The sequence below is a fragment of the Paenibacillus sp. 8b26 genome (assembly GCF_050626875.1).
GTDB lineage: Bacteria > Bacillota > Bacilli > Paenibacillales > Paenibacillaceae > Paenibacillus.
The window spans coordinates 1,565,572-1,590,051 of sequence record NZ_CP192445.1; the positions used below are offsets into that span (position 1 = coordinate 1,565,572).

Consider the following 24,480-nt stretch of genomic DNA (forward strand, 5'->3'; position numbering starts at 1 on the left):
TATGGATTAATATGACGTACTGCTACGATAAGCAGTGGTCGGATTCATAAGAAGCTGATCCCGCAAGCTTCCGGCTCTACCGTTTTTAAGACCTCTTCCCAGCCTCTTGCCTATGGTCTCCAGTTGGGTCGGACTTACGTTATTCGTAACATTAGGCAATGTCACATGGACAACAACATCACCGGAGTTGATCGTATAAGATGGCTGTACGTTTGTACGTGTCAGATATTCATTTTTGGTGAGCTCCGTTACGCCTTCTGGCATATGAAATGTTCCCGCTACCGACTCCATCCCACTCCAAATCCCCAACCGAGCTTGTAGAGACTGACGGCTCCATTCGCTGAGCTGCTCTTGGAATTTCCTTGGAGCTTCCAGCTTCATATGAAATGTACGCTGATGACGGAGTACACTTTGCAAGTCCTGAGCTTGGTGCTTGCGCATACGGATATACTCCATAGAGCCTGTTCGTATATCTGCCATTTCAGCGTTTAGCGTCTTCCTGCTTTGATCCCTCTGCACCTTGCTCATGTATTCATTCATGGGGAGGGTCAGCGGCTTCGTTTTACCATTCATATCATCTTGCATACTCTGACTCGGATCTGTTGGTGGCTGATCTGGTTTTTGCTGGTTTACTTCCGGCCTTGTCCTACAATCTAATAAGGTACTTAACGTGCGCTTGTGTTCCTCCAAACGCCCGAAGCGTAAAACTAGCCCCTGCTTCTCTTCATTAGAAGAATGCCTTAGTGTCTGAATAAATGCCTGTAGCTCCACAAGCACATCAGTCTCTATATTGCCCATACATTCACCGCCTTTTATAAAATGAAACTCCCGCTCCTCCATACGGAGCAGAGCAGGAGTGTCTCTCAACCAAGCATATTAGCCAGAAATGCCATATCTTCTTCGTCCGCTATTTTATAGTCGCCCATATAAGAGCCGTCTTCCCTGACTTGTTTACGGCCTGTACGGCGGATATCCGGACGATCCGTTCCACCAGTCCCGCTCCATAATCCACCGGCAGACATAGAGGAAACTTTAATGGTAAATTCGATATGGTCATGACACTGCTCCAGATAGTAGCCCAACTGAGGGAGCGTAAGGTCCCAAACCTGATGCTTATCCAGGTGACAATAATGGGCCAGCTTAAAAAAGAGATTCGCCCAGTCAATAGGAGCTTGCCGGTCATACTCCAACTCCTCATCCTCAGTGGCTACATGGACTTTTTTATTCCATTCAGACCGATCATGGCATCAATAATTTGCTTGGCCGTTTCGAGGTCAACATACTCTTCCAGATACTCAGGAGTCATCCAGCTATAGTAAGGCTTGAAGCCCATCATCAGCACATCTATCAGCTCATGATAACGATCCGCACCTTCCGGATCATCTGGGATTAGATTTGCAATAATAATGCCGGAATCAATAGCATTCAGCTTTGTAATCAGTTTACGTGCATCCTTTAACCCAAGCGGGGGCAAATAATACGTTTTACCGTCACGTAAACGTACCTTTTCATCTTCTTCAAAGAATGCTTTTTCTTTGATCTGCGCTTCCTCTTCTGTCAAAACCTTCTTTGCACTTTCTACCACCGCATCTGACTTGGAAGGCTCATTCTTGGATGGAACGGTGAACTCTCTTTCATTCATTTCGAAAACACATCCTTACGTATCAGTTGTTAGCAGATGTTGCTGCAATCTCATAACGCTTGATCGTGCCGAGCTTGTTATCAAAGCGTTCCGGGTCAATGACCGTCAAGGTTACACTATGCGTAGACGCCTGCTGGCGCTGAGCATCAATCGTGAAATTGGATTTCACACGACATTGATACAATTCCGTTTGGTATCCTTGCACAGAACCGTCCTTTTGCTCAAATCGACCATCATGAACCAGGTGAACCGTCAACGGTAAATCCCTGCTCGAAATATCCAGAACATCCACCACTTCATTGCGTTTATAGTTTACATAAATGGCTACATCCTTCAACGCCGCATTGAAAATCAGCTTTCCCCCTTCAGCAAGGTATTGCTCCTCGGTAGGGGTTCCGGTGAGCGAGCGTTTGAGAAGCTTGTTTCCATTTAGCGTACGCACCGAAATTTCAGGCGTGGTATGCAGCGAGGTACCAAAGACAAGCTCTGCCTCACACTTCCCGTTCACTTCCTGAATAACGTGCTTCTCTTCCAGCTCCCACACAAATCCATCATCATCCTGCTGAATTCCGCTCAAAGCGACAGGATAGACAATCACTACTTTTTTCCCAGCCAACGCTGCATCGAATACTGCCTTGTTACCTGTCACGGTAACTTCCGTGGTTATATCTGTGCCTGTAATCATATCCTCGTAGGCCTTCATAGCAGGGCTTGTCGCTGCGTCTTCTGTGAGCAGCACCTGGTATGGGGATTCCCCCGGAACCATCACAGTTTCCGTTGTCAATCGGTAAGACGCTCCGCTAACACCTTCACGAAGCTTGGAACCGAGAACGAGACGGACCAGATTTAAGTCAAATTTGGCATCTTGAGCTGTAATATCAATCGTTTTTTTACGAAGCAATGCATCCAAGGGCACACTGGAATCTCCACCCTCGATATCCTGCATATCCAGTTGGATGTCCAGAAGCATGTTGTTCAGTGTTCCAATCGTGATGAGTTCATCACTATTCGGAATTTTAGCCATAAACTTGCCCGCACCTTTAATCAACATTTTTTTGTTTTTCGTCATTCCCATCTTCAAAAACCTCCAGTTTATTATTCCATTCTAATGGTATCCCGATTGGAATGGAGTATTTATATGTGTTCTCAAGGCCCGCGTCATGATCTGAACCCGTGACAACTTGACCTTTGAACAAACCACCTTCCTGACGATATCAATATAAGTGAAGCATTGGATGTTTTAACTGTAGCGACGTACTTGATCTCTTCATCGTCCTCGTTTCTTCATACAGGGTCTACACCCCTCAATGGACGACCTCGGAATATGCTGCTGCCGATTAGACTGTTCAACCTCATGAGGATAAACAAGTTTACCGAACTGATCCATTATTTTACCTGTAAGCTCGCCGATACAATGCAGGCATAGCAAGGGTTCTCCTGCCATTTTCTCTGCCATAAAATTTTCTCTAGCCCTTTGTGTCACATAACGAAATTTACACCGGATACATGGGGTAAACTGCATCATCCTGTAGCCTCCTTCATAGTACAAGGTTTGGTTTTTTCCTTACATAGTCTCCAATCTTACAATTCATCTGACGATCTCTATACTTCAATATAAGTAACTGTAAGCTTCATTGAACAATTCAAATATTTAAGAATAAGAACGATTTCATGGGTTATACAAAAAAAAGAGGAGCAACCCCAAGCCAAATTACGGCTTGAGCGTCTGCCCCTCCTCTTCTGCAAAGCGGAAGTTGCGTGCGATGTACAATATCGGTGTACCCGCCGCGGTTAGTACAAATTTTAAGATATAGGTGGTGAACAGTAGCTCCAGCCATATTCCCCATTCATAGCCGTAAAAGGCGATGCTGCAAAAAATGAGCGTATCCATAAACGAGCTAATCATCGTGCTGCCATTGCCGCGAATCCAGAGCTGGTGACGTTCCGGGAAAAACTTGCGAATCCATGAGTATAGACGAACGTCCAGCAATTGGCTAACCGCATAGGCCGTCAGGCTGGCAAGTGCAAGTCTTGGTAATAGTCCGAATAATTGCTGCATCGGTGCCTGGGCAAAATCGGTTGCATTAGGCTGAAACACCAGCGCCATCTGCATCGTTAGCGTCGTCATAATTAAGGTAAAAAATCCGAACCACACCGCTTTACGCGCCTCTTTGGGTCCATATTTTTCATTCAGTAAATCGCTGGCCATGTACATAGAGACATACATTGTGTTTCCCAAAGTCGTCGTAATACCGAGCAGATCGATGGTTTTGGTTACCTGAATGTTGGCAAGCACGGTAGCCACACCAATCCAGGCGTACAACCCTTTTTTACCGAACAAACGATAACATAACAAAAAGAACATAAAATTGACGAGGACAAAAGCTGCCCCCCATAGCAAATTAAACATGAAAGCCTCCTAGTTTTGATAGCGCGGGATGGTTGCGAACCGCGGTTCTTCCGAAGCAAGCCAGAAAAACATTATTTTAATGTATCACAGATTACGATTCGTGAACAGTAATAACTTAAATCAATAAAACAACACAAAGAGCCGACCTTATGGCCGACTCTGAGTATTAATATGCACGCAGATACTTCTACCCCACAAGCCTGCTCCCTAAACTGCGAAGAGAGTCCCTAGCGTCCCAATTAGGAGCTTACCGTCGTATCTAGATCCATCCCCTGATCGTTGAACACATCCTGATCATTCTCCTTGAGCACCTTGCCTGAAATGAGTCCTGCTGTAATGGAATCATTGACATTCAGCGCTGTGCGTCCCATATCAATCAGCGGCTCAACCGAAATAAGCAATCCTGCCAAAGCTACGGGCAAGTTCATGGTCGACAGCACGATCAGAGAAGCGAAGGTAGCACCACCACCTACACCTGCTACGCCGAAGGAGCTGACCGTAACGACCAGAATAAGCGTGAGGATAAAATCCCAGCTCGTCGGATCTATGCCCACGGTTGGCGCAATCATGACCGCCAGCATGGCCGGATAAATGCCTGCACAGCCGTTTTGTCCAATGGTCGCTCCCAAGGTGGCAGACAAATTCGCGATACCGTCCGACACACCAAGCTTTTTCGTTTGCGTTTCAACATTCAACGGAATCGTTGCGGCACTGGAACGGGATGTAAAGGCAAAAACCAGCGTAGGCAATACTTTTTTCACATACGTTACCGGGTTATAGCCGAACAGAGCCAGCAAAATAAGATGAATGACGAACATGACCAACAAAGCCACATAAGAAGCGAGCACAAACTTGATCAGCTTCAAGATTTCATCCGGATTCGTCGTGGCTACAACTTTAGTAATCAGCGCCAAAATGCCGTAAGGCGTCAACCTCAGTACCAGCGTCACAATCCGCATCACTACAGCGTACACGGCATCAATTACCTTACGGAAGGTTTGCGCCTGCTCTGGCTTTTTACGATCCAGTCCAAGCACGGCCACCCCGATAAAAGCCGAGAAAATCACTACTGCCAGCGTCGAAGTACGACGAGCTCCCGTCATATCTTCAAAAGGATTGGATGGAATAAATTCCAGCACCTGCTGTGGAATCGTCATATCCTGAACTGTTCCAAGACGCTCCTCCATCTTCAAGCCCTGTGCTTGTTCTTTTTCCCCACTTTGAATCTCAATCGCTTTAAGATCGAACGACAAGCTGGTCATAATACTAACCGAAGCGGCAATAGCGGTTGTAATCAGCAGTACAGCAATGATGGACACGCTTATTTTGCCAAGATTCTGTCGTCCCTTCAAATTCATAATGGCTGAAATAATCGACACCATGATGAGCGGGATAACTACCATTTGCAGCAAACGAACATAACCATTACCTGCCAGGTTGAACCAGTCAACCGATTTCGTAATGACCTCCGAGCCCGAGCCATAGGCGTACTGGAGAATAGCCCCGTAGATTAGACCGAAACCCAGTCCGGCAAACACCCTTTTCGTAAAAGAAATATGCTTCTTCTGCATCCAGACTAACACGCCGAGCAGCAAAAGCAGCACTACTACGTTCAAAATGATAAAGAAGGTATCCATATATCATTTCCTCCAAACTTGTTATATTTTATAAAGTGACCCTTCAATCCGTTGATTACTATACCACAATACCAACTATTTTTGTAGGTTTTGTATTTATAAAATAATTTAAAGCAGTTTTTCCCTTCATCCAACTGAACAAAAAAAACAGCAAGCCTTCATACTTCGAAGACTTGCTGCCTGCTATTCAATACTTGTTCCTGCCTTAGACAATCACTTTATATAGAAGCTCCTGCTTCTTGATATCCTTGTTCTGTTGTCCAGCTGTATCCAATTCACTATATTCAGCTACATTGGTAACAATAACGGGCGTGATTGTCTCGTAACCCGCTTTGCGAATTTCCTCCAGATCAAACTCCAGTATCAGGTCACCCACTTGCACACGATCTCCTGATTTAACATGAGGTGTAAAATGAAGACCTTTCAGCTTAACTGTATCCATGCCGACATGTATGAGCATTTCGAGTCCAGAATCACTTACCAGCCCTACAGCATGTCCGCTTTTTGAAATGGAGAATACGGTACCTTCCACCGGAGAAACAACCTTTCCTTCCGAAGGCTCAATAGCCAGCCCTCTACCCATAATCTCTTGGGAAAATGCAGGGTCATTTACTTCACTTAACGGTTTGACTTCACCCATAATCGGGCTGTAGACAGGGATTTCAGATCCTTTTGGCAACGAATTTACAACTGTAGGTACCACATTATCTACAGCTTCGGAAGCTTCGTTTGCTCCAGTACCTGCATCTGTTGATGTTCCTGCTTCTTCCTTCACATCTTCAAAGCCCATGAAATAGGTAATCACTGTAGCAGCCACAAAAGCAATCACGAGACCAAGGATTGCGTACAAGAAAGTCGGTCCAATAAACATCGCCAGGCCAGGCAAACCAACCAATCCACCCATGACATACGCTTTTGTGCCAAACAGGCTCATGAAGCCCCCGCCGATGGCTCCCCCGATCAGCGCTGCCGTAAATGGTTTTTTAAACCGCATGTTTACACCATACATTGCAGGCTCGGTTACACCCATAATAGCTGTCAAGCTCGTGGAGAAAGCCACTGTTTTGACTTTGTCATTTTTGGATTTTAAGAATACACCCAGTGCAGCACCAGCCTGAGCCAGGTTGGCTGCTCCCATAATCGGAATCATATAGTCAAAGCCCAACGTTGCAATAGAACCGATCATGATCGGAACCAACGCGTAGTGCATACCTGTCATGATGATCAGGGAGAAAGTACCGCCAAGCAGCAAACCTGCAAGGGCACCTGTATTTTCAAACAACCAAGAGATACCGCCAGACAAGCCATTACCAATAATCGAGCCCAACGGCCCTACAGCAATCAACGTCAAAGGTACAATAATCAACAGAGTCAGTGTCGGAACAACAAGCAACTTCAGCGATGCATGCGTATATTTATCAATGAATTTTTCAACATAGGACGCCACCCAGATAGCAATAACGATTGGAATAACGGTCGAAGCATAGGTTGCCGCTGTCACCGGAAGACCGATAAAGCTAACTTTTACATTAGATGCCAGTAATGCTGTAATCGTCGGGTGTAAAATGGAAGCTCCTATCGCCGCCGCGATAAACATATTGCTGCCAAGTTTTCTAGCAGCACTCACAGCCAGAATAATGGGCAGGAAGTAGAATGCGCCGTCACCGATTGCCGCTAAAATCGTATAGGTTTGGCTCTTATCGGACATCCAGTGCATTGCGACTAAAAGGGCTATGATCCCTTTGATCATACCTGCGCCAGTAATCGCTGGCAAAATAGGTGTGAACATACCCGCGATAAAATCGAACAGCTTGCTGACCGGGTTTTGTTTTTTCTTGGATGCAGTGCTTGTACCTGTTTCAGTCTGCGGTGCCTTGGACATGTTACTAACCAATGATTTGTAGACATTAGCTACATCATTGCCGATAATAACCTGGAACTGACCGCCACTTTCCATAACCCCCATAACGCCTTCTGTTTTTTGCAGTTGTTCTTTTTGAGCCTTCTTGTCGTCATGAAGGTTAAAGCGCAAACGGGTCATACAGTGAACTACTTGTTCAACGTTTTCTTCACCACCAACCAGTGTAAGTATCTCTTTGGATAATTGATTTCGATCCATGAGGGTTTCCTCTTTTCTTTTAAGGTATAAAATGCGAAAATTGGCAATAAAAAAACCTGAATACAGAAAGCAGAAGGCTTTAGTATAAGCCAATCTTCTTTCAGCATTCAGGTTTTGCCTTCTGGTTTAGAAGTAGCAATCCTAAATCCCTGATCATACATGAAATCATTGATTTTTAATGATACGTTCGATATGAATGGTGAGATACAACATCTCATCCTGGGACAAGCTCCGACCATAGATTTTAGTCGTATAATCTCTTATTTTCTCAGCACAGGCATAGGCATTCTTATACTGCACCTTGACCATATCGTGAAGGGAATTGTCCGCACTTTGTACAGGAGTCCCGTTCATTACCCGTTGAGCAAAAAATTTGAGATGTGTAATAAAGCGGTAGTAGCTTAACGACTCTTCATCCAGCTCCATTACGAAAAAGCGACTCACAATGTTCATGATATCCTTGACGATGTTAGTCAGGGTTATCGTTTCGCGCATTTCGCTGTTGAGCTGAGCATTCACCAGATGCAGGGCGATGAAGGCTCCTTCATCATCCGGAAGCGTAACTCCCAGCTTGTCCTGAATCATATGCAGTGCTTTGGTCCCAATCGAAAATTCCTTGCGGTACATTCGTTTGATTTCCCAGAAAAGGGCGTTTTTTATATCCATCCCCAAACGATAACGCTCTATGGCAAAATGGATATGATCCGTCAGCGAAATGTAGATGCTGTCATGCAATTCCACACCGAGTATCGTTTTGGCATATTGAATGATCTCATCAGAAATTTCAACATATTCAATAGGGATATCAGACATCAGGGTCATCAGTTTGCGGGAAACCTCGGTGCTTTCAAGCTTAAAGATTTTCTCGATATGCCCTTCATCAATCTCATCGCCTGTGCTTTTTTTAAAAGCAATGCCTCTTCCCATAATGACTAATTCTTTCTGCTGCTCATCAATGACCGTCACGACATTATTATTCAGCACCTTTGCTATCTTCATTCCATCACCTTAGGCCGCTTGGAGTAGTAAAAAAAGGCAATACCAAAACTGACACTTAGTGCCTGCTTATGGTTTTGCCTGATATGATCAGTAACAATCCACGAATGTGCAGTTTTGAATAACTGTCATCATAATATCATATTAGCACTGAGCTGACAAGATTTTTTTGTAAACACTTTCATAAGGTACCTAGGCGAGCGGCAACACCAAATCACTGACGTTAATCAGCATGATGGTGCTGCCGCGTATCCGATTTTGAAGTTAGAAAACATGTTTGCCCAATGTGTGGAATGACACGTCCTGCGACGGTTTAATTGGAGTCTCCTAGCTGGTTTGCACTCTTTTCCACAACCAAGTCCGAAGCTGTGCTGATGCCAGATGCAGTTGCTCCTTTGGAGTGTTCCTCTTGTTCATCCGCAAAGCCCATGAAATACGTAATTACACCAGCCGTAACAAACGAAATGACCATACCCAAAACGGCATACACAAGCGTGGAGTCAGTAACCAACGGTAAAGTCATTAGTCCGTATAAGCCTGAAAAAGCTGTGAGCGCTGTTTCAAAAAAACACATAAACGCCCCACCAATAGCCCCGCCGATCAGCGCGGCAAGAAACGGTTTTTTGAAACGTACATTAACACCATACATGGCCGGTTCAATGATTCCCAGCATGGCTAACAAGCCTGTGGTTGCGGCCAGCGCCTTGACTTTGGAATTTTTGGATTTAATACATACGCCGAACGCCGCCCCCGCTTGAGCCATAACCGCCGCCACCATGACAGGAGCAATATAATCATAGCCCGTCGCAGCAACGGATTCCAGCATATCGTTCACCAGCATATATTTCATGCCCGAAAAATGAAGCAAAGGTATAGTGCCTCCATACAGCAGACCCGCCAATACTTCCGAATTGAAGAAGAACAATGAAGAAAATTCTTCTGACAATGTATGAGCCAGGGTAGTCCACAGCGGACCGAAAACAAACAGCAATAAAGGCACTATAATGATGAGTGTCAACGTTGGGGCAACCAGTAGCTGAATGGAATAGCGATTTAATTTGCCCAATCCTTGCTCAATCTTCGCTGCAAGCCAAACGGCAATAAGGATCAGTATAAAGGAAGAAATATACTGGGGCTCCGCCACTGGTAAACTGGTCGAGCTGATCTCTTTAGCGGACTTCAGCACTTCCGTAAGGCTGGGAAAAAACGAGCATCCCCCGATGACTGCTGCAATAAATATGTTGCTGCCAAGCTTTTTGGCTGCGCTTACTGCCACCATAAAGGGTAGAAGATAAAATACTATTCCGCTAATGTACATTACAATTGTAAAAATTTTAAAATTAGAATCAATATCCAGATACAACAAGACAGAAGCTATCACCTGAATGATTCCCGCCCCGATCAGTGCCGGCAGGATTGAAGTAAATACGCCCGAAATAAAATCAAACAGTCGACTTATCGGATTTCCCTTTGTGACCGTTTTATCGTTACCGGAAGTGGGCTCCTGTTTGTCTTCTCCTCCTGTCTGCGAACTCATTTCTTTGGAAAGTAAATCCTGATTCATAAAAGCCTTTTCCCCTTTTTTATGTATATTGAAGGCCACATTCGTACTTATATATAACGGCTTACAGGAAGTACATGGAAGGTGACATTCCTTATACTACTTTCATTACTTCTTTTTTACAATAGTTTTAAAAGAAGGGGTGAGATATTTATTTTCGTGCTCCATATAATCACTCCACCTAAACACCCAAGACCATAGATATATATTTTTTGTTTGTTTTTGGGCAAATATGACTATTCAACCGCCTGTTAATTATGTAAAATAGGTCTAACCTACTTTTTAGTAATTCATGGATTACTTCCCTTTCTTGTTCTTGCCCCTTGAATACAGCTGAAATATACATAGAATCCGAACATTTTCAGTTTTTTCTTCAAGCAGAAAAGGAAAATAAGTAGATCATGACTTGTCTAATGTCAAATTGGACAAGCGGCCTACTTCAAGCAGGGAAATCTGTATATTTTCTTTTTAATACCAACTTGTCATCATCATGTGGGAGGAGATTTTTCATGCAGCGTTTTAACCGTTCCATTGGCGCAAAATTACGGATTATGATTTTATTGATTCTACTCTTCGCGTCCCTTCTGTTCAGTGTCAGTTTTTATGCAGTATCCATGAGTATCATTAATAACAGTGTCATTCCTCAGGTGGATCAAATGCTGGAAACCGGGGCCAAGAGTGTGTATCAGGATCTTAATATTTCTTTGGCAGTCCAGGCACAGCAAGGAAATGGTTCGGATTCCGGGTCTGGTATGCAGATGGAATCTTATCTTCAGGATAAGGTTAACACTCTTAAGCTTGAATCGGCATATATCGCAGTGGTGAAAGATGGTAAGGCCGAGGTTATCGCACGAAATGAAAAATCGTTATATAAGGTCAAGGATGCACTGGTTCCTGTGGAGGATATCAAAAAAGCAAAACAAGGCGAGATGAATGTTAGCGATATTTACAGCGATTCATACGGAGTACACAAAACCGCCTTCTTTGCCATATCGGGCAGTAACCTGGTCCTGGGTGTGAACGAGGACGTTGGCTTTGTGCAGGACAAATCCCAACAAATTTTATGGATTTGCATAGGTATTACAATTGCAACGCTCCTGCTGGGTGGAATTATTTCTACCATTGTCGTGCGCAAGGTTGTAGAGCCCATTGCAGAACTGGTTCGTCATAGTGAAAAAATTGCTCAAGGTGACCTGTCACAAGAACCGAAGGTTATCGGTAACAACGAAATTGCACAACTTGCCCGCAGCTTCCAATCCATGTCCCACAATCTGAAAGAAATGATCGGCCATGTGCTTTCCACATCCGGTGCAGTTGTAAAAGGCTCGGACGAGCTGCTCCGCCGGACTGAAGCGATGGGGGGAAAAGTACAGGACTCTACTGTTGCCGCAGAGGAAGTGGCAAAGGGCAGTACCAGCATAGCTTCTGCTGCTGCCGAAAATGCACAGGCTATGGAGGAAATCGCACAAGGCGTTCAGCATATTGCCTCCTCTGCCAATGATGTATCCGATCAGATCAGTGAAGCAACCGAAGAAACAGTGAATGGTAATACGCTCGCTCAAAATGCCGTAGCCCAAATGTCGCAGGTAGGACAGGCTGCCGATGAGTCTCTTCGATACATCCACAGTATGAATGAGCGCTCCGAGGCCATCGGAAGCATCGTTTCGGCTATTTTTGACATTACAAAACAGATTCAAATGTTGTCCCTGAATGCCTCCATTGAGGCTGCTCGTGCAGGTGAACATGGACGCGGCTTCGCCGTTGTAGCCGGAGAGGTTCGCAAGCTCGCCGAGCAGTCAAAAGAAGCGACACAGCAAATTTCCGATTATCTGGTAACCATTCAGGAAGTATCGCAACAGTCCGTTGACTCTGTGACCCGGGTCAGCCGTGAAATTCATTCGGGAACGGAAATGGTGCAGCAAGCGAGTACAGCCTTTAATCAGCTAAGCCAGCTCATGCAAACGATCAATGCAACGATTCAGACGGTATCCGCAGCTACAGAGCAGGTATCCGCCAGCTCAGAGCAGGTATCGGCATCCGTGGAGGAGACAGCTCTCATCGCTGCCAATGCCCAGCATATGATTCAGGAAATCGGTTATAATGCCGATGAGCAACTGAATGAGATGGAAGGCCACAGCGAGGTCGTACGGCAATTAAGCAAGCAAGCGACCGAACTGCAAAAAGCCGTACAAAAATTCAAAATCAACTAAGATGAACTACAAGGAAAGAGGTATCTCTCGGCCACGAACACGGCTATGGAGATACCTCTTTATTTTTAAAAGCGTATTTTATACGATCATCTATAAAGGTTAAGAGTCCATCCCCATAATGCGGTAGATTCGGTCCATGTCCAAATGGGCCCGAACCACCTCTGCAACACGGTCAAACTCACGTTCCTTGGCTTCACGTACGGTAAAGGTGCTGTCCAGCGCTGCCAAGCCCTTGGCTTGTCTCAATCCATCCAGCCAGGAACGGCGAAAACGATCGTTATCAAACACCCCATGCAAATAGGTACCCCATACTTTACCATCAGCTGTTCCCCAACCTTCATCAAAGGCCGTTCCCTTGCCGCGACGAATATGGAATAACGTGTGCATTGGGTTCATTTCCTCGGCACTATCTGTAGGCGCGTGTGGTTCCGTAACACATTCCGTAACGCCCATATGTATCTCATAGCCTTCAATCATCGTCGCGGGAGCAGAATCCGAATCGGGCGCAATTAGCAACAATGGGCAGTGAGTAGACAAGGTTCCCTGTACGCGTACCGTTTGCTTTTCCTTTAAAAAGGTCGTGGATAGAGCCAGCCAACCTAACCCTTCTGCCTGCTGCGGCAACCCAGATTCGACCGCTTCGGGATCAAACAAGGCTGTACCGAGCATCTGATAGCCTCCGCAAATGCCAACCAACTGCGTGCGTCCCGCATTCATAGCCTCCCGTATGTCCTGCTCCAGACCTCTTGTCCGCAATTCAAGCAGATCGCCAATCGTGTCCTTCGTCCCCGGTAAAATAATAGCGTCAGGTACACCCAGTTCTCCGGCCTCCGTGACATAACGTACACTCACATCCGGCTCTGCGGCCAAAGCATCCGTGTCTGTAAAATTGGAAATACGCGGATAACGAATGACCGCAATGTCCAGCGCTTTATCCTTTGCAGACAGCTTGGGCTTCTTGTCCAGCACCACGGAATCCTCTGCCTCAATGCGGATATCCGGTAGATAGGGCAACACGCCGAGTACAGGAATACCGGTTCGTTCCTCCAGCCAGTCCAGTCCCGGCTGAAGCAGAGACAGATCCCCTCTGAACTTGTTAATGACAAATCCACGGATACGCTGCACCTCATGCGGCTCCAGCAGCTCAATCGTTCCTACCAGAGAAGCGAAAACACCGCCCCGGTCGATATCCGAAATAAGCAGCACTGGAGCGTCCGCCCAGCCCGCAAGATTCATATTTACAATATCGCGGTCCTTTAAATTAATCTCTGCCGGACTGCCTGCCCCTTCCATAAGCACAATGTCATAGGTATCACGCAGCCGATTCAGCGCGTCCATGACCGTCTGCTTGGCTTGCGGCAAAAATTCCTTTCGGTAATCGGAAGCACTCATATATGCATAAGGTACACCGTGAACAACAATTTGTGAATGCATATCCTTGACCGGCTTGATCAAAATTGGGTTCATATCAGTCGTTGCTTCAATACCGCAGGCTTCTGCCTGCACACCCTGAGCGCGTCCAATTTCTTTGCCGCCCTCGGTGACATAAGAATTTAGCGCCATATTTTGTGACTTGAACGGTGCGGGATGATAGCCATCCTGCGTGAATATACGGCACAGTGCAGTGGTCACCACGCTTTTGCCCACATCCGATGCTGTGCCCTGAAGCATAAGCACTGCTGCGGGATTCCTGCGGGACGGTTCGAAAGTTGACAATTGCCTCTTCCCCTTTTACCAATTCATTTAAAAATCTGCTTACAGTCCGCACAAAATCACAATAAACAGCAATAAAACAGTCTCCAACAATTCGTTCAGGGCTCCGTAAATATCCCCTGTCAGTCCACCCAAACGGCGGTTAATACGGCTTGCTGTGAAGCTTCCAACACCATTGGCCAGCAGCGGTAGCAGCAAAAAGCCTGTCCAAATGGCTAATTCGCCCGGATGGGAAAAGATTGACTGCCCCTCCGCTGTAAAAGATGTATTGCCCATGCCGCCTGTTCCTGTAAACCATCCGGCAATGATACATTGCCCTGCTGCGGCACCCAACGTGATGAGTACAGCCCAGAACACAGCCAATCCGGCACGTCTGCCACTCATATCAGCAAAACGCGCCGCCAGTCCATCATCATTACGAGCTTTCGGCCAGCGCTTCATCGCGCTTACCATAAACCAGCGGCTCCAAACCATCGGAAGCAGCAATAAACCGGACAGATCCCGTTCAGAAAGCACCGTATACAGCAAAGAAGCCTTGAGCATAAGCAATAGCACACAAGCAATGACGCCCATCGCCCCTACACGGCTATCCTTCATAATCTCCAGCATCCGTTCACGGGAACGATAGCTGAACAAAGCATCAGCGGCATCCATCCAGCCGTCCAGATGCAACCCGCCCGTGAGCCACACCCAAACGGCAAGGGTAAGAACTGCACATGGTAACGGCGGCAATACCAGAGAAGCAAGCACTGCAAAGCACCATACGATGAGGCCGATGACCATCCCTACCAACGGATAATAGCTTGCACTACGTTTCAGCAGCTCTGGCGAAAAATCTAGCTCTGCCTTAACTGGAAGACGGGACAAAAATTGGAAAGCAGCCGCAATCGCCTGACGTTCGCCGCTCATAGCTTGTATTCCAACTGTTTTAGTTCTACGGGAATGCCAGCCGTCACCAGAAATACCTCATCACAAAGGCGGGCGATCCGCTGATTCATCATCCCGCTTAAATCCCGATACAGCCGTCCAAGCGGATACTCGGGTACAATGCCGTCACCGACCTCATTGGTCACGATGACGAGCGGCCCCGGATACTGCTCCACGGCTGTCGCCAGATCATCCATGGCGGCACGGGCCCCAGCTTCGCCGTCCTCATCTGCGGCCAGCAGCACGTTCGACAGCCAGAGGGTCAGGCAATCGACCAGTACCATGGGTGCAGGCGATGGCTGCGGTACCTGACTGACGTGCAGGTCGGCAGGATTGCTGCCTTGTGCAGCCAGCCGTGGCTCTACGCCGCCGCCCAGACGCCGCAGCAGCTCCGGCAGCGCCTGCGCTTCCTCCAGCGTCTGCCAGTCGTACCCGGCAGACTCGCGCTGAAGCCGATGAAGGGCGATACGCTCCTTCATCTCCACGTCATAGGCTTGCGCCGTTGCAATGTAGCAGGCGCGCGGGGCGCGCGACATGCACAATCGCTCGGCAAAGCCGCTTTTACCGCTGCGTGCACCGCCGGTCACGAGCGCCTTCATCGCTCCGCGGCTCCCTGACCGTCCGATACGCCTGCATCGGCAAAGGTCGCCATTTCGCGCATAATGCGGCACGCCGCATCAATCAGGTGCAGGCTAAGCGCACCGCCTGTGCCCTCCCCGAGCCGCATGTCCAGATGAAGCATCGGCTCCAGCTTGAGCTCGCGAAGCACCGCCGCATGCCCGCGCTCGTCCGAGGCGTGCGAAGCGAGCATGTACGCTGCGCTTGCAGGCGCAAGTGTACGCGCAGCGAGCGCAGCTGCGCCGGAGATAAAGCCGTCCAGCACGACCGGACAGCGATGAGCGGCTGCGCCGAGGATGACGCCTGCCAATGCGGCAATCTCCAGGCCGCCGACCTTGGTCAGTACGTCAAGGGCGTCGTTTCCGTCAGGCTGGTTCACGTCCAATGCGCGGCAGACGACCGCTATTTTACGGGTCAGCCCAGCCGAATCCACACCCGTGCCCCGGCCAACGATCATTTCTGGCTCCAGCCCGGTAAGAGCACATACGACCGCAGCGCTGGCCGTCGTATTTCCAATGCCCAGCTCTCCGGTTACGAATAATCGTGTGCCGCCTTTGACTGCTTCCGCCACAGCTTCAGCTCCAGCCAAAATCGCTTGCTCGGCTTCCGTACGCAGCATCGCCGGCCCCTTCGCCATGTTCGCGGTCCCCATACGCACCTTACGGTTCACCAAATCCGCGTGAGCGACATCTGCATTCACACCCACGTCTACCACCTTGACATCTGCGCCTGCATGACGTGCAAGCACATTAATGGCCGCGCCGCCAGACAGCATGTTATATAGCATTTGCTGTGTAACCTCTGCCGGGAAGGCGCTGACCCCCTCTTCACACACACCATGATCCGCTGCCATGACCATAACCGTTTTGCGGTCAAACTCAGGCTTGTCCACCCCCGTAATGCCTGCCAACTGTATAGCCAGACTTTCCAGTTTTCCAAGACTCCCTGGTGGCTTCGTTAATTGGTCCAAATGCTCCGAGGCCGCCAAGGCTGCCGCCCCGTCCGGCTGTGCAATGCTGGCGATCAACTGCTGTAATTTTTCGTTCATGCCCTCCACTCCCTGCTCCCTATATGTGTTTAGCGATCTCATCATAAATTCTGTTTCTTCAATACTTTACTCAAATTACTCCAGGCGTTCGCCCCGACCAGTTGCATCCCGTGCACTTCTCCGCAGTAAAAGCTGCGGCACACCACTATCCGGATGAGGCAACATTACAGGCTCAACACCATACACATGGCGAATTCGTTCCTCCGTTAACAACTCTGATGAAGCTCCTAACCCCTCAACCATCCCGTCCTTGAGCACAAGCAAATCATCACAAAACTGGGCAGTCAAATTGAGATCGTGCAGGACAGAGATAATTGTCACGCCCGTTTCCCGCCGCCATTCCGCCAGTAGCTCCATAAATTCAAGCTGATAGCGCAGATCCAGATAGGTTGTAGGCTCATCCAGCAGCAAAATCTGTGGCTCCTGCACCATCACCTTCGCCAAAGCCACGCGCTGCCGCTGTCCCCCGCTCAAACGGTCTAACGACCTGTCCGCCAAGTTGGTAAGACCGAGCCTCTCCAGCACACGATCCGTAATGATTTCCGGGTCCATCCCTTTTTCCTTATCCACCTTTTCTCTACCAAACCAGTCCTGATGGGGAAAGCGTCCCATCTCCACAACTTCCCTTACCGTGTAACCCACCGGGGGGAGCCCTTCCTGCTGGAGCACAGCTACAAGACGGGAAAGCTCTTTTCTGCCATAGCTGCTGACCTTTTTACCATATACAAGAACGTTTCCCGAAGTCGCGTGATCCACCCCGGAAAGCAGATGCAGCAACGTCGACTTTCCACTCCCGTTCGGGCCGATGATGCCCCACCAATCTCCTTCGTCTACACTCCAGCTTATATTTTTTAACGCATGGAATTCCCCAAAATCACGAGTCAGACTGGCAATCTCCAACGCCCGGACTCGCGATGCCTGTGGTCCACTTGCTTCTTTCACAGCAGTCCCCCCCTGCGCAGCTTCTTGTTCCGGTACAGGAGATATGCGAAGAACGGTGCACCGACAAAGGCTGTCATGACACCAAGAGGAATTTCCGTCGGAGCCAGCAATGTACGCGCCGCAGTATCGGCCCAAACCATAAAAATAGCCCCGCCCAGCGCGGATAACGGAACAATCATCCGGTAGTCGGGTCCCGTCACCAGACGGATGATATGCGGTACAACGAGTCCCACAAAGCCAATCACCCCGCATACCGAGACAGCCGCAGCCGTCAGCAGCGTGGATATGATCAGAACGGATAGCTTCGTTGCATCTACATTAACTCCCATATGAGCTGCCTGACGTTCACCCAAAGCCAGAATATTCAGCACTCGTGCCCGGTTCCACAGAAACACCAGCCCAATGACCACATAAGGCAAAAGGATGCCTGTATACGACCAGCCGCGCAGACTAAGGCTCCCCATTGTCCAGTACAATATTTCATTAACCGTCTCCTTCGACATGGCTGTCAGAAAAGAAACAACCGCACCCAGAAAAGATTGCATCACCACGCCTGATAAAATAAGGCTTTGCGTTGGAATTTTTCCGCCTTCCCGCGCCAACGTTAGCACCATCCACAACGTCAGCATTCCAGTCGTAAATGCCACCAGCGGCAGTGTCCATACGCCTACAAACGAAAATCGAAGCCCCCAATAAATCAGCACTGCTGCCCCTACCGAAGCACCCGAGGATACCCCCAGCGTGTACGGATCAGCCAGCGGATTGCGCAGCACACCTTGAAATCCGGCTCCCGCCAGCGCAAGCGCTGCGCCTACCAGCATTCCCAGTAAGACACGCGGCAGTCTGATCTTCAAAATAATCTGCTCTGTGGATGGATTCCAATCCGGTGTAAACGTCTCACCTAACCACGGCAGATGGTTGACCAGAATACCCGTGATTTGGCTGACGGGAAGCTTGGCCGAGCCGATGCCGAGACAGAGCAACAGCGTCAGCAGCAATAAGGCAAGACCTGCCCCTCCAAAGCCGATCAGTCTACGAGTCATTTGAAAATTTCAGGATACACGCCCTTGGCCACTTCCTTGAGACCTTCCGTTACACGCGGACCCGGACGACTGATCAGATTATCATCCACGGCAAACACCCGGTTTTGACGAACAGCCGATATTTGATCCCAGCCACTGCGGGCTTTGATGATATCGCCGAGCGTCTGGCCTGTTTTGTCGTCCTTGACATTTTTGCTGTATAAAATTACGTCCGGATTCGCCGCTATAATATTTTCCTCACTGATCTGGTACCAGCCCTTTTGGGTTGCAGCGACATTTTCCCCGCCCGCCAAAGAAATCAGCTCATCCATAAACTCTCCCTTGCCAACCGTCCAGCCGGGTGAAAATTCGACGTATACTCTCAGCTTCTGCCCTTTGCCGATATTTTTAACACCGTCTTTCACTTCCGCAACATCTGCTCTCATCTTGTCGGTTACCGCTCTCGCTTCTTTCTGATGGTCAGTGATCTTCCCGTACAATTCAATGTTAGCCATGACATCTTCAACCGTTTTCGGCTCGGTTTTAAAAATCATGATTCCCAGGTCACGCAGCTTGGTCGTCGCCTGCTCACTGAGCGATATTCCTGCAAAAACGACTTCGGGATTCGCGGCGATGATCGCCTCTTCATTCGGCTTCATAATACCGCCCACTTTGGGCTTCTTCGTAGCCGCTTCCGGGTAATCGGAATAGTCGGATACGCCGACAATTTCCTTATCCAGTCCAATGGCGAACAGCGCCTCGGTTTCAGCCGGGGAGACGGAAACGATTTTGTCCGGCGCTTTTTTGAACGTAAACTCCTGTCCGGTCGCATCCTTAATGGTCAGCGGGTAGACCGTTTTTCCCGGAGACTCCTGAGCGGTTGCTGTCTGTCCTGGTTGCTGTGAGGCTTGATCCCCTTTATTTTCAGCGTTCTTTCCGTTAGCTCCACATGCACTCAGCACAACCGCCAAAATCAGAGCCAATAAGCCTGTAGTCCAGACCTTCATTTTATTTCCTGCCATGATTTACACCCCTCCATATAAATTCTTTTAAGATCGTCACTTGAACATCATCCGATATCTGCTAAATCCAGCCTTCTTTTCCTTTCAAAAAACCCCTGCATCCTCAGATAAGGACACAGGGGTCACGTTAGCGCAGATCGTACGCAGGCGGCAGTTTCTTCCGCATGGACAGTCACTGCGAACACGTCATCCTTTCCTCGAAGGACTATGGTGACAGGCGGACGGGCAGGTATCCTGACTTACAGAAACATGCGACAGCCTACTGCTCATTCATATGCTTTGTGGCACATAAAGCATAGCGGGCTGGCATTTTTCCATTTACAGTGGCGGGACCGCGCCGGATTCACACCGGCTTCCCTTTTAACAGCGCACCGGAAAGAACCCGAGGGTTTCATCCCGCTGCACCGACCTCGTCTGCTGGATATTTGATGTAGTGTTGGTCAAGCCGTTCTTTTACTTGATGATTATAGGTTAAAAAAGACTGGCTTACAACCCAAACCGCCTGTTCACCTGCCCCTATCTGACCTAAAAAGAAAGCACCTCTCCTATCCACTGGTGTCGCTCTCCCAGCCTCAACCGAATCGTAATTGCCGCTCCCGGCTTCGGATTCAAACTCCAAAAATCATGACCCGGTACCAGCATACAAGCCAACTGACGAATCACTCCACCATGCGTGACGACCAGCACAGAAGGTGGAGCATCAGGCATGCCTGTTTTCTGAACATCCATCATTTTACGCCACTCATACAAAGAGTCTAGGAATTCATCGAGGCGGTTCACAAAGTCTGCCCAAGGCTCTCCCCCCGGCGGTGTAACTCGTTGCGGCTCATCAATCCACGCGCGGTACAGCGCCACATCCTTGAGCATGTCATACGTTTTTCCATCCCATTCCCCAAAATGAAGCTCTCTCAGACGTGATTCCATGATGACAGACCAAGCAGACCTATTAGATAGGAAACGTTCAGAATCCCATTTCGATGTCAGCTCCAACCGTGATTCCGGTTTCAATTCGAAGTGGGTTCCCTCTCCAAGCTCTGGTCCCAGTTCCGATTTCGGCAAAATGATCTGCAAGGTCTGACGGCAACGTATCAAGTCACTGCAATAGATTCGGACAAAGGAATGCCTCTGTAATTTTTCCCGCAAAGGCTCTAGTTCTTGCTCTGCTCCCGGTAGCAATCCCAGATCGAAGTGCCCCAGGTACCGACGTTCCCTGTTCCATAAGGTTGTGCCGTGCCGCACCAGCACAAGTTCCAAGTCCCACTGCTGATGTTCTGTAAAATAATGCTCCAAGGTCATATCGCTTCCTGCTCTATTGGCAGCATTCGGTGCGTCACGCTTCATCACGGCGTCCACCCCAGTGCATAGCATCCGGCGGACACGAACAGGCACAACCCCACAAACATACTGGACACGGCAAACATCAGCCGGATCGTATGCCGAATATCATCCGGCTCCATCGGTCGCACCAGCTCTCCCATATATGCGCGGAAGGAGCGCACGCCATGATACACATTATAGCCCCCGAGGCGAATCCCCAATGCACCCGCAACTGCTGATTCTGGAAAGCCACTGTTCGGACTGGGATGCAGCCGCGCATCTCGCCTTACCATACGCCAGCTACGTCCAGCATCATGCCCATAAACCCACGCCGCTACTACCAGCATACCCGCTGTCAGGCGTGCCGGAATGTAATTAGCGACATCATCCAGACGTGCCGAGGCCCAGCCCAAATGCAGATACTTTTCATTTTTGTAGCCAACCATGGAATCGAGGGTATTCACGGCACGATAAGCCAGCGCTAATGGTGCTCCCCCGATCAGGGCATAAAAAAGCGGGGAAATAATCGCGTCCACGATGTTTTCAGCCACCGTTTCGACGGTACCGCGCACAATCTCAGGCTCATCGAGCTGCTGCGTATCCCGCCCGACGATCATTCCCAGCTCCCGGCGTGCCGCAGGCAGATCACCCGCCTTTAATTCGCGATACACTGCCAGTCCGGCGTCCTTTAGTCCTTTGGAAGCAATCGTGGTGGCGATCAGCACAATTTCCGCGCCGACAGACAGCCACGGATGAATCCAGGCGAGCAAGCGCAGTAACGCCCAGCCAAGCGCGAAGGAGCCGCCCACCACAATCAGTGGTAACAGCAAGCCAGCGCGTTTCAAACCACGGTCACTGTGAACCCGGCGGCGAATCGCCTTTTCCAGGGCAGAAATGGCATGTCCCATGCCGATGACCGGATGTGGAAACCACCTCGGATCGCCGATCAGCCTGTCCAGAAGATATGCAGCCATCATGATCAAGCTAACCGTCACGCCGCCGTTCCTCCTCCAGCACTTCGCCCAATACAGACAGCAGCATGTCGTTGGCTTCCGTGTCCTTGACTGCAATTCGAAAATGGCTCGTCGTCAGCCCCGGGTACATGGCACAGCTCCGTATAAGAATCCCGCGCTGTCCAAGCGCCTGTTGAATGGCTGATGCGCTCCACGTCCCCGGCGCCCGTGCCAGGACGTAATTCGCTTCACCGGGGATGACACCGCAGCCCCATTCCGCCAAAGCGGTCAGCAGACGGCTACGCTCCGTAGCAATCAGCTCCCGCGTGCGCCGCTCGTACGCCTCACCACTCCGCAAACACGCCTCTCCAGCCAGCAACGCCAGTCCGTTCACGCTCCAGGTCACCTGCTTGGCCGTCATTCGCCGGATATAATCCGGATGAGCAACCGCGTAGCCCAAGCGCAAGCCCGGAATGGCATAAAATTTCGTCATCGACCGGATTAAAATCACATGAGGATACCGATCCAGCACAGGCAGCAGTGAAATTTGCCGCTCCAGCGGGATAAAATCAATAAACGCTTCATCCACCACTAGCACGGTGTCCGTTTTCCCCGCCGCCTCTGCCAGCTCGCGCAGCTCCTGATCGCCGTATTGCACACCGTTCGGATTATTCGGCTGACCTAGGAACAGAACATCCACCTGCTCCATAAGCTGAAGTATGTCTTCCACGTCCGCCTTCCATTGAAGCGAGGCCTTGCCGTACACCCGGCTTATCTCGGCTCCGAATTTACCCGCCAGCTCTGCATATTCCGAAAAGCACGGCTCCACCGTGCCCACACGCTTGGGAGCCAGTCCAAGTAACAGCAACGCCATGCTCTCAGCCGCACCGTTTCCGATACTCAGCGACTCTGGTGGAACATGCAGTCGCCGCGCCAGCGTATTTTTAAAATTCCGGTGTCCGGGATCTGGATAGCGAACCACAGTGTCCAACGCGCTTTGTAGCACCTCAAGCACCTCCGGTGGCGGACCCAGCGGATTGATATTTGCGCTAAAATCTACAAAATCCGCAGCCGCCCCGCCGAATGTCGCCGCAGCCGTCTCCCTGTCCCCACCGTGACCGTAAACCTCTATCATATTGCCTATCATCCTTTCCGGCCGTTCCGAATCATTTAGCTCCATTATGGGGCTGCTTTTCGCGTCCCGTCAATGCAAATGAGCTTTTGTGTACGTCGCTCACTTGGGTTACAATAGAAGGAGGTACACATAAAACTACACAGTTTGTATATACGGAGGAATGGACATGCTGTTCATCGACAACCAGGGCATACACGATCCAGCCATTAATCTTGCCATTGAGGAGTACGCGCTCAAGCATCTTCCGCTGGACGACAGCTATCTGCTGTTTTACATTAATCAGCCTTCTATTATTATAGGCAAGCATCAAAATACCATTGAAGAAATCAACGCCGAGTTTGTCAGAGACAACAACATTCAAGTCGTTCGTCGCCTTTCCGGCGGCGGGGCTGTATATCATGACCTCGGTAATTTAAATTTCAGCTTCATTACCAAGGATAACGGGGAGTCCTTTCATAATTTCCTCAAATTCACACAGCCTGTCATTGACGCCCTGCGCCAAATGGGTGTGGAAGCCGAAATGACCGGACGCAACGATCTTCAGGTCGGTGAGCGCAAAATTTCAGGGAACGCCCAATTTGCCACGCGCGGACGCATGTTCAGCCACGGTACATTGATGTTTAACCTGAACCTGGACAATGTGGCCGCATCACTGCATGCCAATCCTGAAAAGTTTAAATCCAAAAGTACTAAATCTGTCCGTAGCCGCGTCGCTAACATCAGCGAGCTGATGGACCGTGAGATGACCATTGAGCAATTCCGCGAGGAGCTGCTGCGTTACATATTCGATGCAGAGCTGGATCAGGTACCCCAATATAAGCTAACCGATGCCGACTGGGACAAAATCCATGAAATTTCTGCTGAACGCTACCAATCGTGGGACTGGAACTACGGTCAATCCCCTGAAAGCAATATCAAGCACACCCGTAAATTTCCGGTTGGCATTATTGATATCCGCATGGATCTCAAGGAAGGCCATATCCGTGATATTAAAATCTACGGCGATTTCTTCGGTGTGGGTGACGTCGCTGATATTGAAAATATTCTGCGCGGCAAGCGCTACGATGAAGATGAAGTTCGTCAAGCCTTGTCCTCTCTCGATTTGAAGCATTATTTTGGTAATATTGAATTGGACGATTTTGTCGGACTCGTATTTTTGGAAGACTAACAGCTACTTTTCCCCATTGATTCAATCCAATTCTTCAGTG

At 49.0% G+C, this 24,480-nt stretch carries 23 protein-coding genes and 1 riboswitch; of the genes, 2 read left to right on the forward strand and 21 right to left on the reverse strand.

Annotated features, from left to right (window positions below; translation table 11 throughout):
- Positions 1–6: 6 nt before the first annotated feature.
- From ACQ4MX_RS06925 to ACQ4MX_RS06970, 10 genes are all read right to left on the reverse strand, one after another.
- The gene (locus ACQ4MX_RS06925) at positions 7–798 is read right to left on the reverse strand and encodes a hypothetical protein (RefSeq protein ID WP_431089890.1); all 792 of its coding nucleotides are present in this window, start codon (positions 796–798) and stop codon (positions 7–9) included.
- A 65-nt stretch (positions 799–863) separates the two neighbouring features.
- A complete protein-coding gene (locus ACQ4MX_RS06930) occupies positions 864–1,190 on the reverse strand; it encodes a hypothetical protein (protein WP_223264198.1) in 327 nt (108 codons plus the stop codon).
- Between the two features lie 17 nt (positions 1,191–1,207).
- On the reverse strand, positions 1,208–1,642 hold the full coding sequence (locus tag ACQ4MX_RS06935; protein WP_431089891.1) for a DNA polymerase III subunit gamma/tau: 435 nt from the start codon (positions 1,640–1,642) through the stop codon (positions 1,208–1,210).
- 22 nt (positions 1,643–1,664) lie between these two features.
- The gene (locus tag ACQ4MX_RS06940; RefSeq protein ID WP_431089892.1) at positions 1,665–2,717 is read right to left on the reverse strand and encodes a hypothetical protein; all 1,053 of its coding nucleotides are present in this window, start codon (positions 2,715–2,717) and stop codon (positions 1,665–1,667) included.
- A 192-nt stretch (positions 2,718–2,909) separates the two neighbouring features.
- A complete protein-coding gene (locus ACQ4MX_RS06945) occupies positions 2,910–3,098 on the reverse strand; it encodes a hypothetical protein (protein ID WP_431089893.1) in 189 nt (62 codons plus the stop codon).
- Positions 3,099–3,353: 255 nt separating this feature from the next.
- Entirely contained in the window at positions 3,354–4,052 is a 699-nt protein-coding gene (locus ACQ4MX_RS06950; protein ID WP_134910656.1) for a queuosine precursor transporter, read from the reverse strand.
- A 239-nt stretch (positions 4,053–4,291) separates the two neighbouring features.
- Complete coding sequence (locus tag ACQ4MX_RS06955) at positions 4,292–5,689, reverse strand: L-cystine transporter (protein WP_431089894.1); 1,398 nt, start codon at positions 5,687–5,689, stop codon at positions 4,292–4,294.
- Between the two features lie 205 nt (positions 5,690–5,894).
- Positions 5,895–7,808, reverse strand: a complete 1,914-nt coding sequence (locus tag ACQ4MX_RS06960) for a beta-glucoside-specific PTS transporter subunit IIABC (protein ID WP_431089895.1) — start codon at positions 7,806–7,808, stop codon at positions 5,895–5,897.
- Positions 7,809–7,973: 165 nt separating this feature from the next.
- Positions 7,974–8,807, reverse strand: coding sequence for a BglG family transcription antiterminator LicT (licT, locus tag ACQ4MX_RS06965; RefSeq protein ID WP_149094562.1), 834 nt, complete (start codon positions 8,805–8,807; stop codon positions 7,974–7,976).
- A gap of 310 nt (positions 8,808–9,117) precedes the next feature.
- Positions 9,118–10,368 carry a PTS transporter subunit EIIC gene (locus tag ACQ4MX_RS06970; RefSeq protein WP_431089896.1) on the reverse strand — a complete coding sequence of 417 codons (1,251 nt, stop codon included), beginning with the start codon at positions 10,366–10,368 and terminating at the stop codon, positions 9,118–9,120.
- 506 nt (positions 10,369–10,874) lie between these two features.
- On the opposite strand from ACQ4MX_RS06970, the gene ACQ4MX_RS06975 reads away from it, so the two are divergent.
- Positions 10,875–12,575: a methyl-accepting chemotaxis protein gene (locus ACQ4MX_RS06975; RefSeq protein WP_431089897.1), complete on the forward strand. Its 1,701-nt coding sequence runs from the start codon at positions 10,875–10,877 to the stop codon at positions 12,573–12,575.
- Positions 12,576–12,674: 99 nt separating this feature from the next.
- On the opposite strand, the gene ACQ4MX_RS06980 is transcribed toward ACQ4MX_RS06975, so the two are convergent.
- From ACQ4MX_RS06980 to cobD, 11 genes are all read right to left on the reverse strand, one after another.
- Entirely contained in the window at positions 12,675–14,291 is a 1,617-nt protein-coding gene (locus ACQ4MX_RS06980; RefSeq protein ID WP_431089898.1) for a cobyric acid synthase, read from the reverse strand.
- Positions 14,292–14,330: 39 nt separating this feature from the next.
- On the reverse strand, positions 14,331–15,197 hold the full coding sequence (gene cobS / locus ACQ4MX_RS06985) for an adenosylcobinamide-GDP ribazoletransferase (protein WP_431089899.1): 867 nt from the start codon (positions 15,195–15,197) through the stop codon (positions 14,331–14,333).
- On the reverse strand, positions 15,194–15,814 hold the full coding sequence (locus ACQ4MX_RS06990) for a bifunctional adenosylcobinamide kinase/adenosylcobinamide-phosphate guanylyltransferase (RefSeq protein WP_431089900.1): 621 nt from the start codon (positions 15,812–15,814) through the stop codon (positions 15,194–15,196). The genes cobS and ACQ4MX_RS06990 overlap by 4 nt, the downstream gene beginning before the upstream one ends.
- Entirely contained in the window at positions 15,811–16,881 is a 1,071-nt protein-coding gene (gene cobT, locus ACQ4MX_RS06995; RefSeq protein WP_431089901.1) for a nicotinate-nucleotide--dimethylbenzimidazole phosphoribosyltransferase, read from the reverse strand. Before cobT ends, ACQ4MX_RS06990 begins: the two co-directional genes overlap by 4 nt.
- Positions 16,882–16,956: 75 nt before the next feature.
- Positions 16,957–17,823: an ABC transporter ATP-binding protein gene (locus ACQ4MX_RS07000; RefSeq protein ID WP_431089902.1), complete on the reverse strand. Its 867-nt coding sequence runs from the start codon at positions 17,821–17,823 to the stop codon at positions 16,957–16,959.
- The gene (locus ACQ4MX_RS07005) at positions 17,820–18,866 is read right to left on the reverse strand and encodes a FecCD family ABC transporter permease (protein WP_431089903.1); all 1,047 of its coding nucleotides are present in this window, start codon (positions 18,864–18,866) and stop codon (positions 17,820–17,822) included. Before ACQ4MX_RS07005 ends, ACQ4MX_RS07000 begins: the two co-directional genes overlap by 4 nt.
- Positions 18,863–19,867: an ABC transporter substrate-binding protein gene (locus tag ACQ4MX_RS07010; protein WP_431089904.1), complete on the reverse strand. Its 1,005-nt coding sequence runs from the start codon at positions 19,865–19,867 to the stop codon at positions 18,863–18,865. Before ACQ4MX_RS07010 ends, ACQ4MX_RS07005 begins: the two co-directional genes overlap by 4 nt.
- A 207-nt stretch (positions 19,868–20,074) precedes the next feature.
- Positions 20,075–20,268, reverse strand: a riboswitch (cobalamin riboswitch).
- Positions 20,259–20,420 (reverse strand): hypothetical protein, encoded by a 162-nt coding sequence (locus tag ACQ4MX_RS07015; RefSeq protein WP_187644861.1) that lies wholly within the window; start codon positions 20,418–20,420, stop codon positions 20,259–20,261. (Overlaps the previous riboswitch by 10 nt.)
- The gene (locus ACQ4MX_RS07020) at positions 20,393–21,163 is read right to left on the reverse strand and encodes a histidine phosphatase family protein (protein WP_431091268.1); all 771 of its coding nucleotides are present in this window, start codon (positions 21,161–21,163) and stop codon (positions 20,393–20,395) included. The genes ACQ4MX_RS07015 and ACQ4MX_RS07020 overlap by 28 nt, the downstream gene beginning before the upstream one ends.
- Positions 21,164–21,207: 44 nt before the next feature.
- Positions 21,208–22,179 carry an adenosylcobinamide-phosphate synthase CbiB gene (cbiB, locus tag ACQ4MX_RS07025; RefSeq protein ID WP_431089905.1) on the reverse strand — a complete coding sequence of 324 codons (972 nt, stop codon included), beginning with the start codon at positions 22,177–22,179 and terminating at the stop codon, positions 21,208–21,210.
- Entirely contained in the window at positions 22,169–23,272 is a 1,104-nt protein-coding gene (gene cobD, locus ACQ4MX_RS07030) for a threonine-phosphate decarboxylase CobD (RefSeq protein ID WP_431089906.1), read from the reverse strand. Before cobD ends, cbiB begins: the two co-directional genes overlap by 11 nt.
- 166 nt (positions 23,273–23,438) lie before the next feature.
- On the opposite strand from cobD, the gene ACQ4MX_RS07035 reads away from it, so the two are divergent.
- The gene (locus ACQ4MX_RS07035) at positions 23,439–24,440 is read left to right on the forward strand and encodes a lipoate--protein ligase (protein WP_431089907.1); all 1,002 of its coding nucleotides are present in this window, start codon (positions 23,439–23,441) and stop codon (positions 24,438–24,440) included.
- Positions 24,441–24,480: the final 40 nt, after the last annotated feature.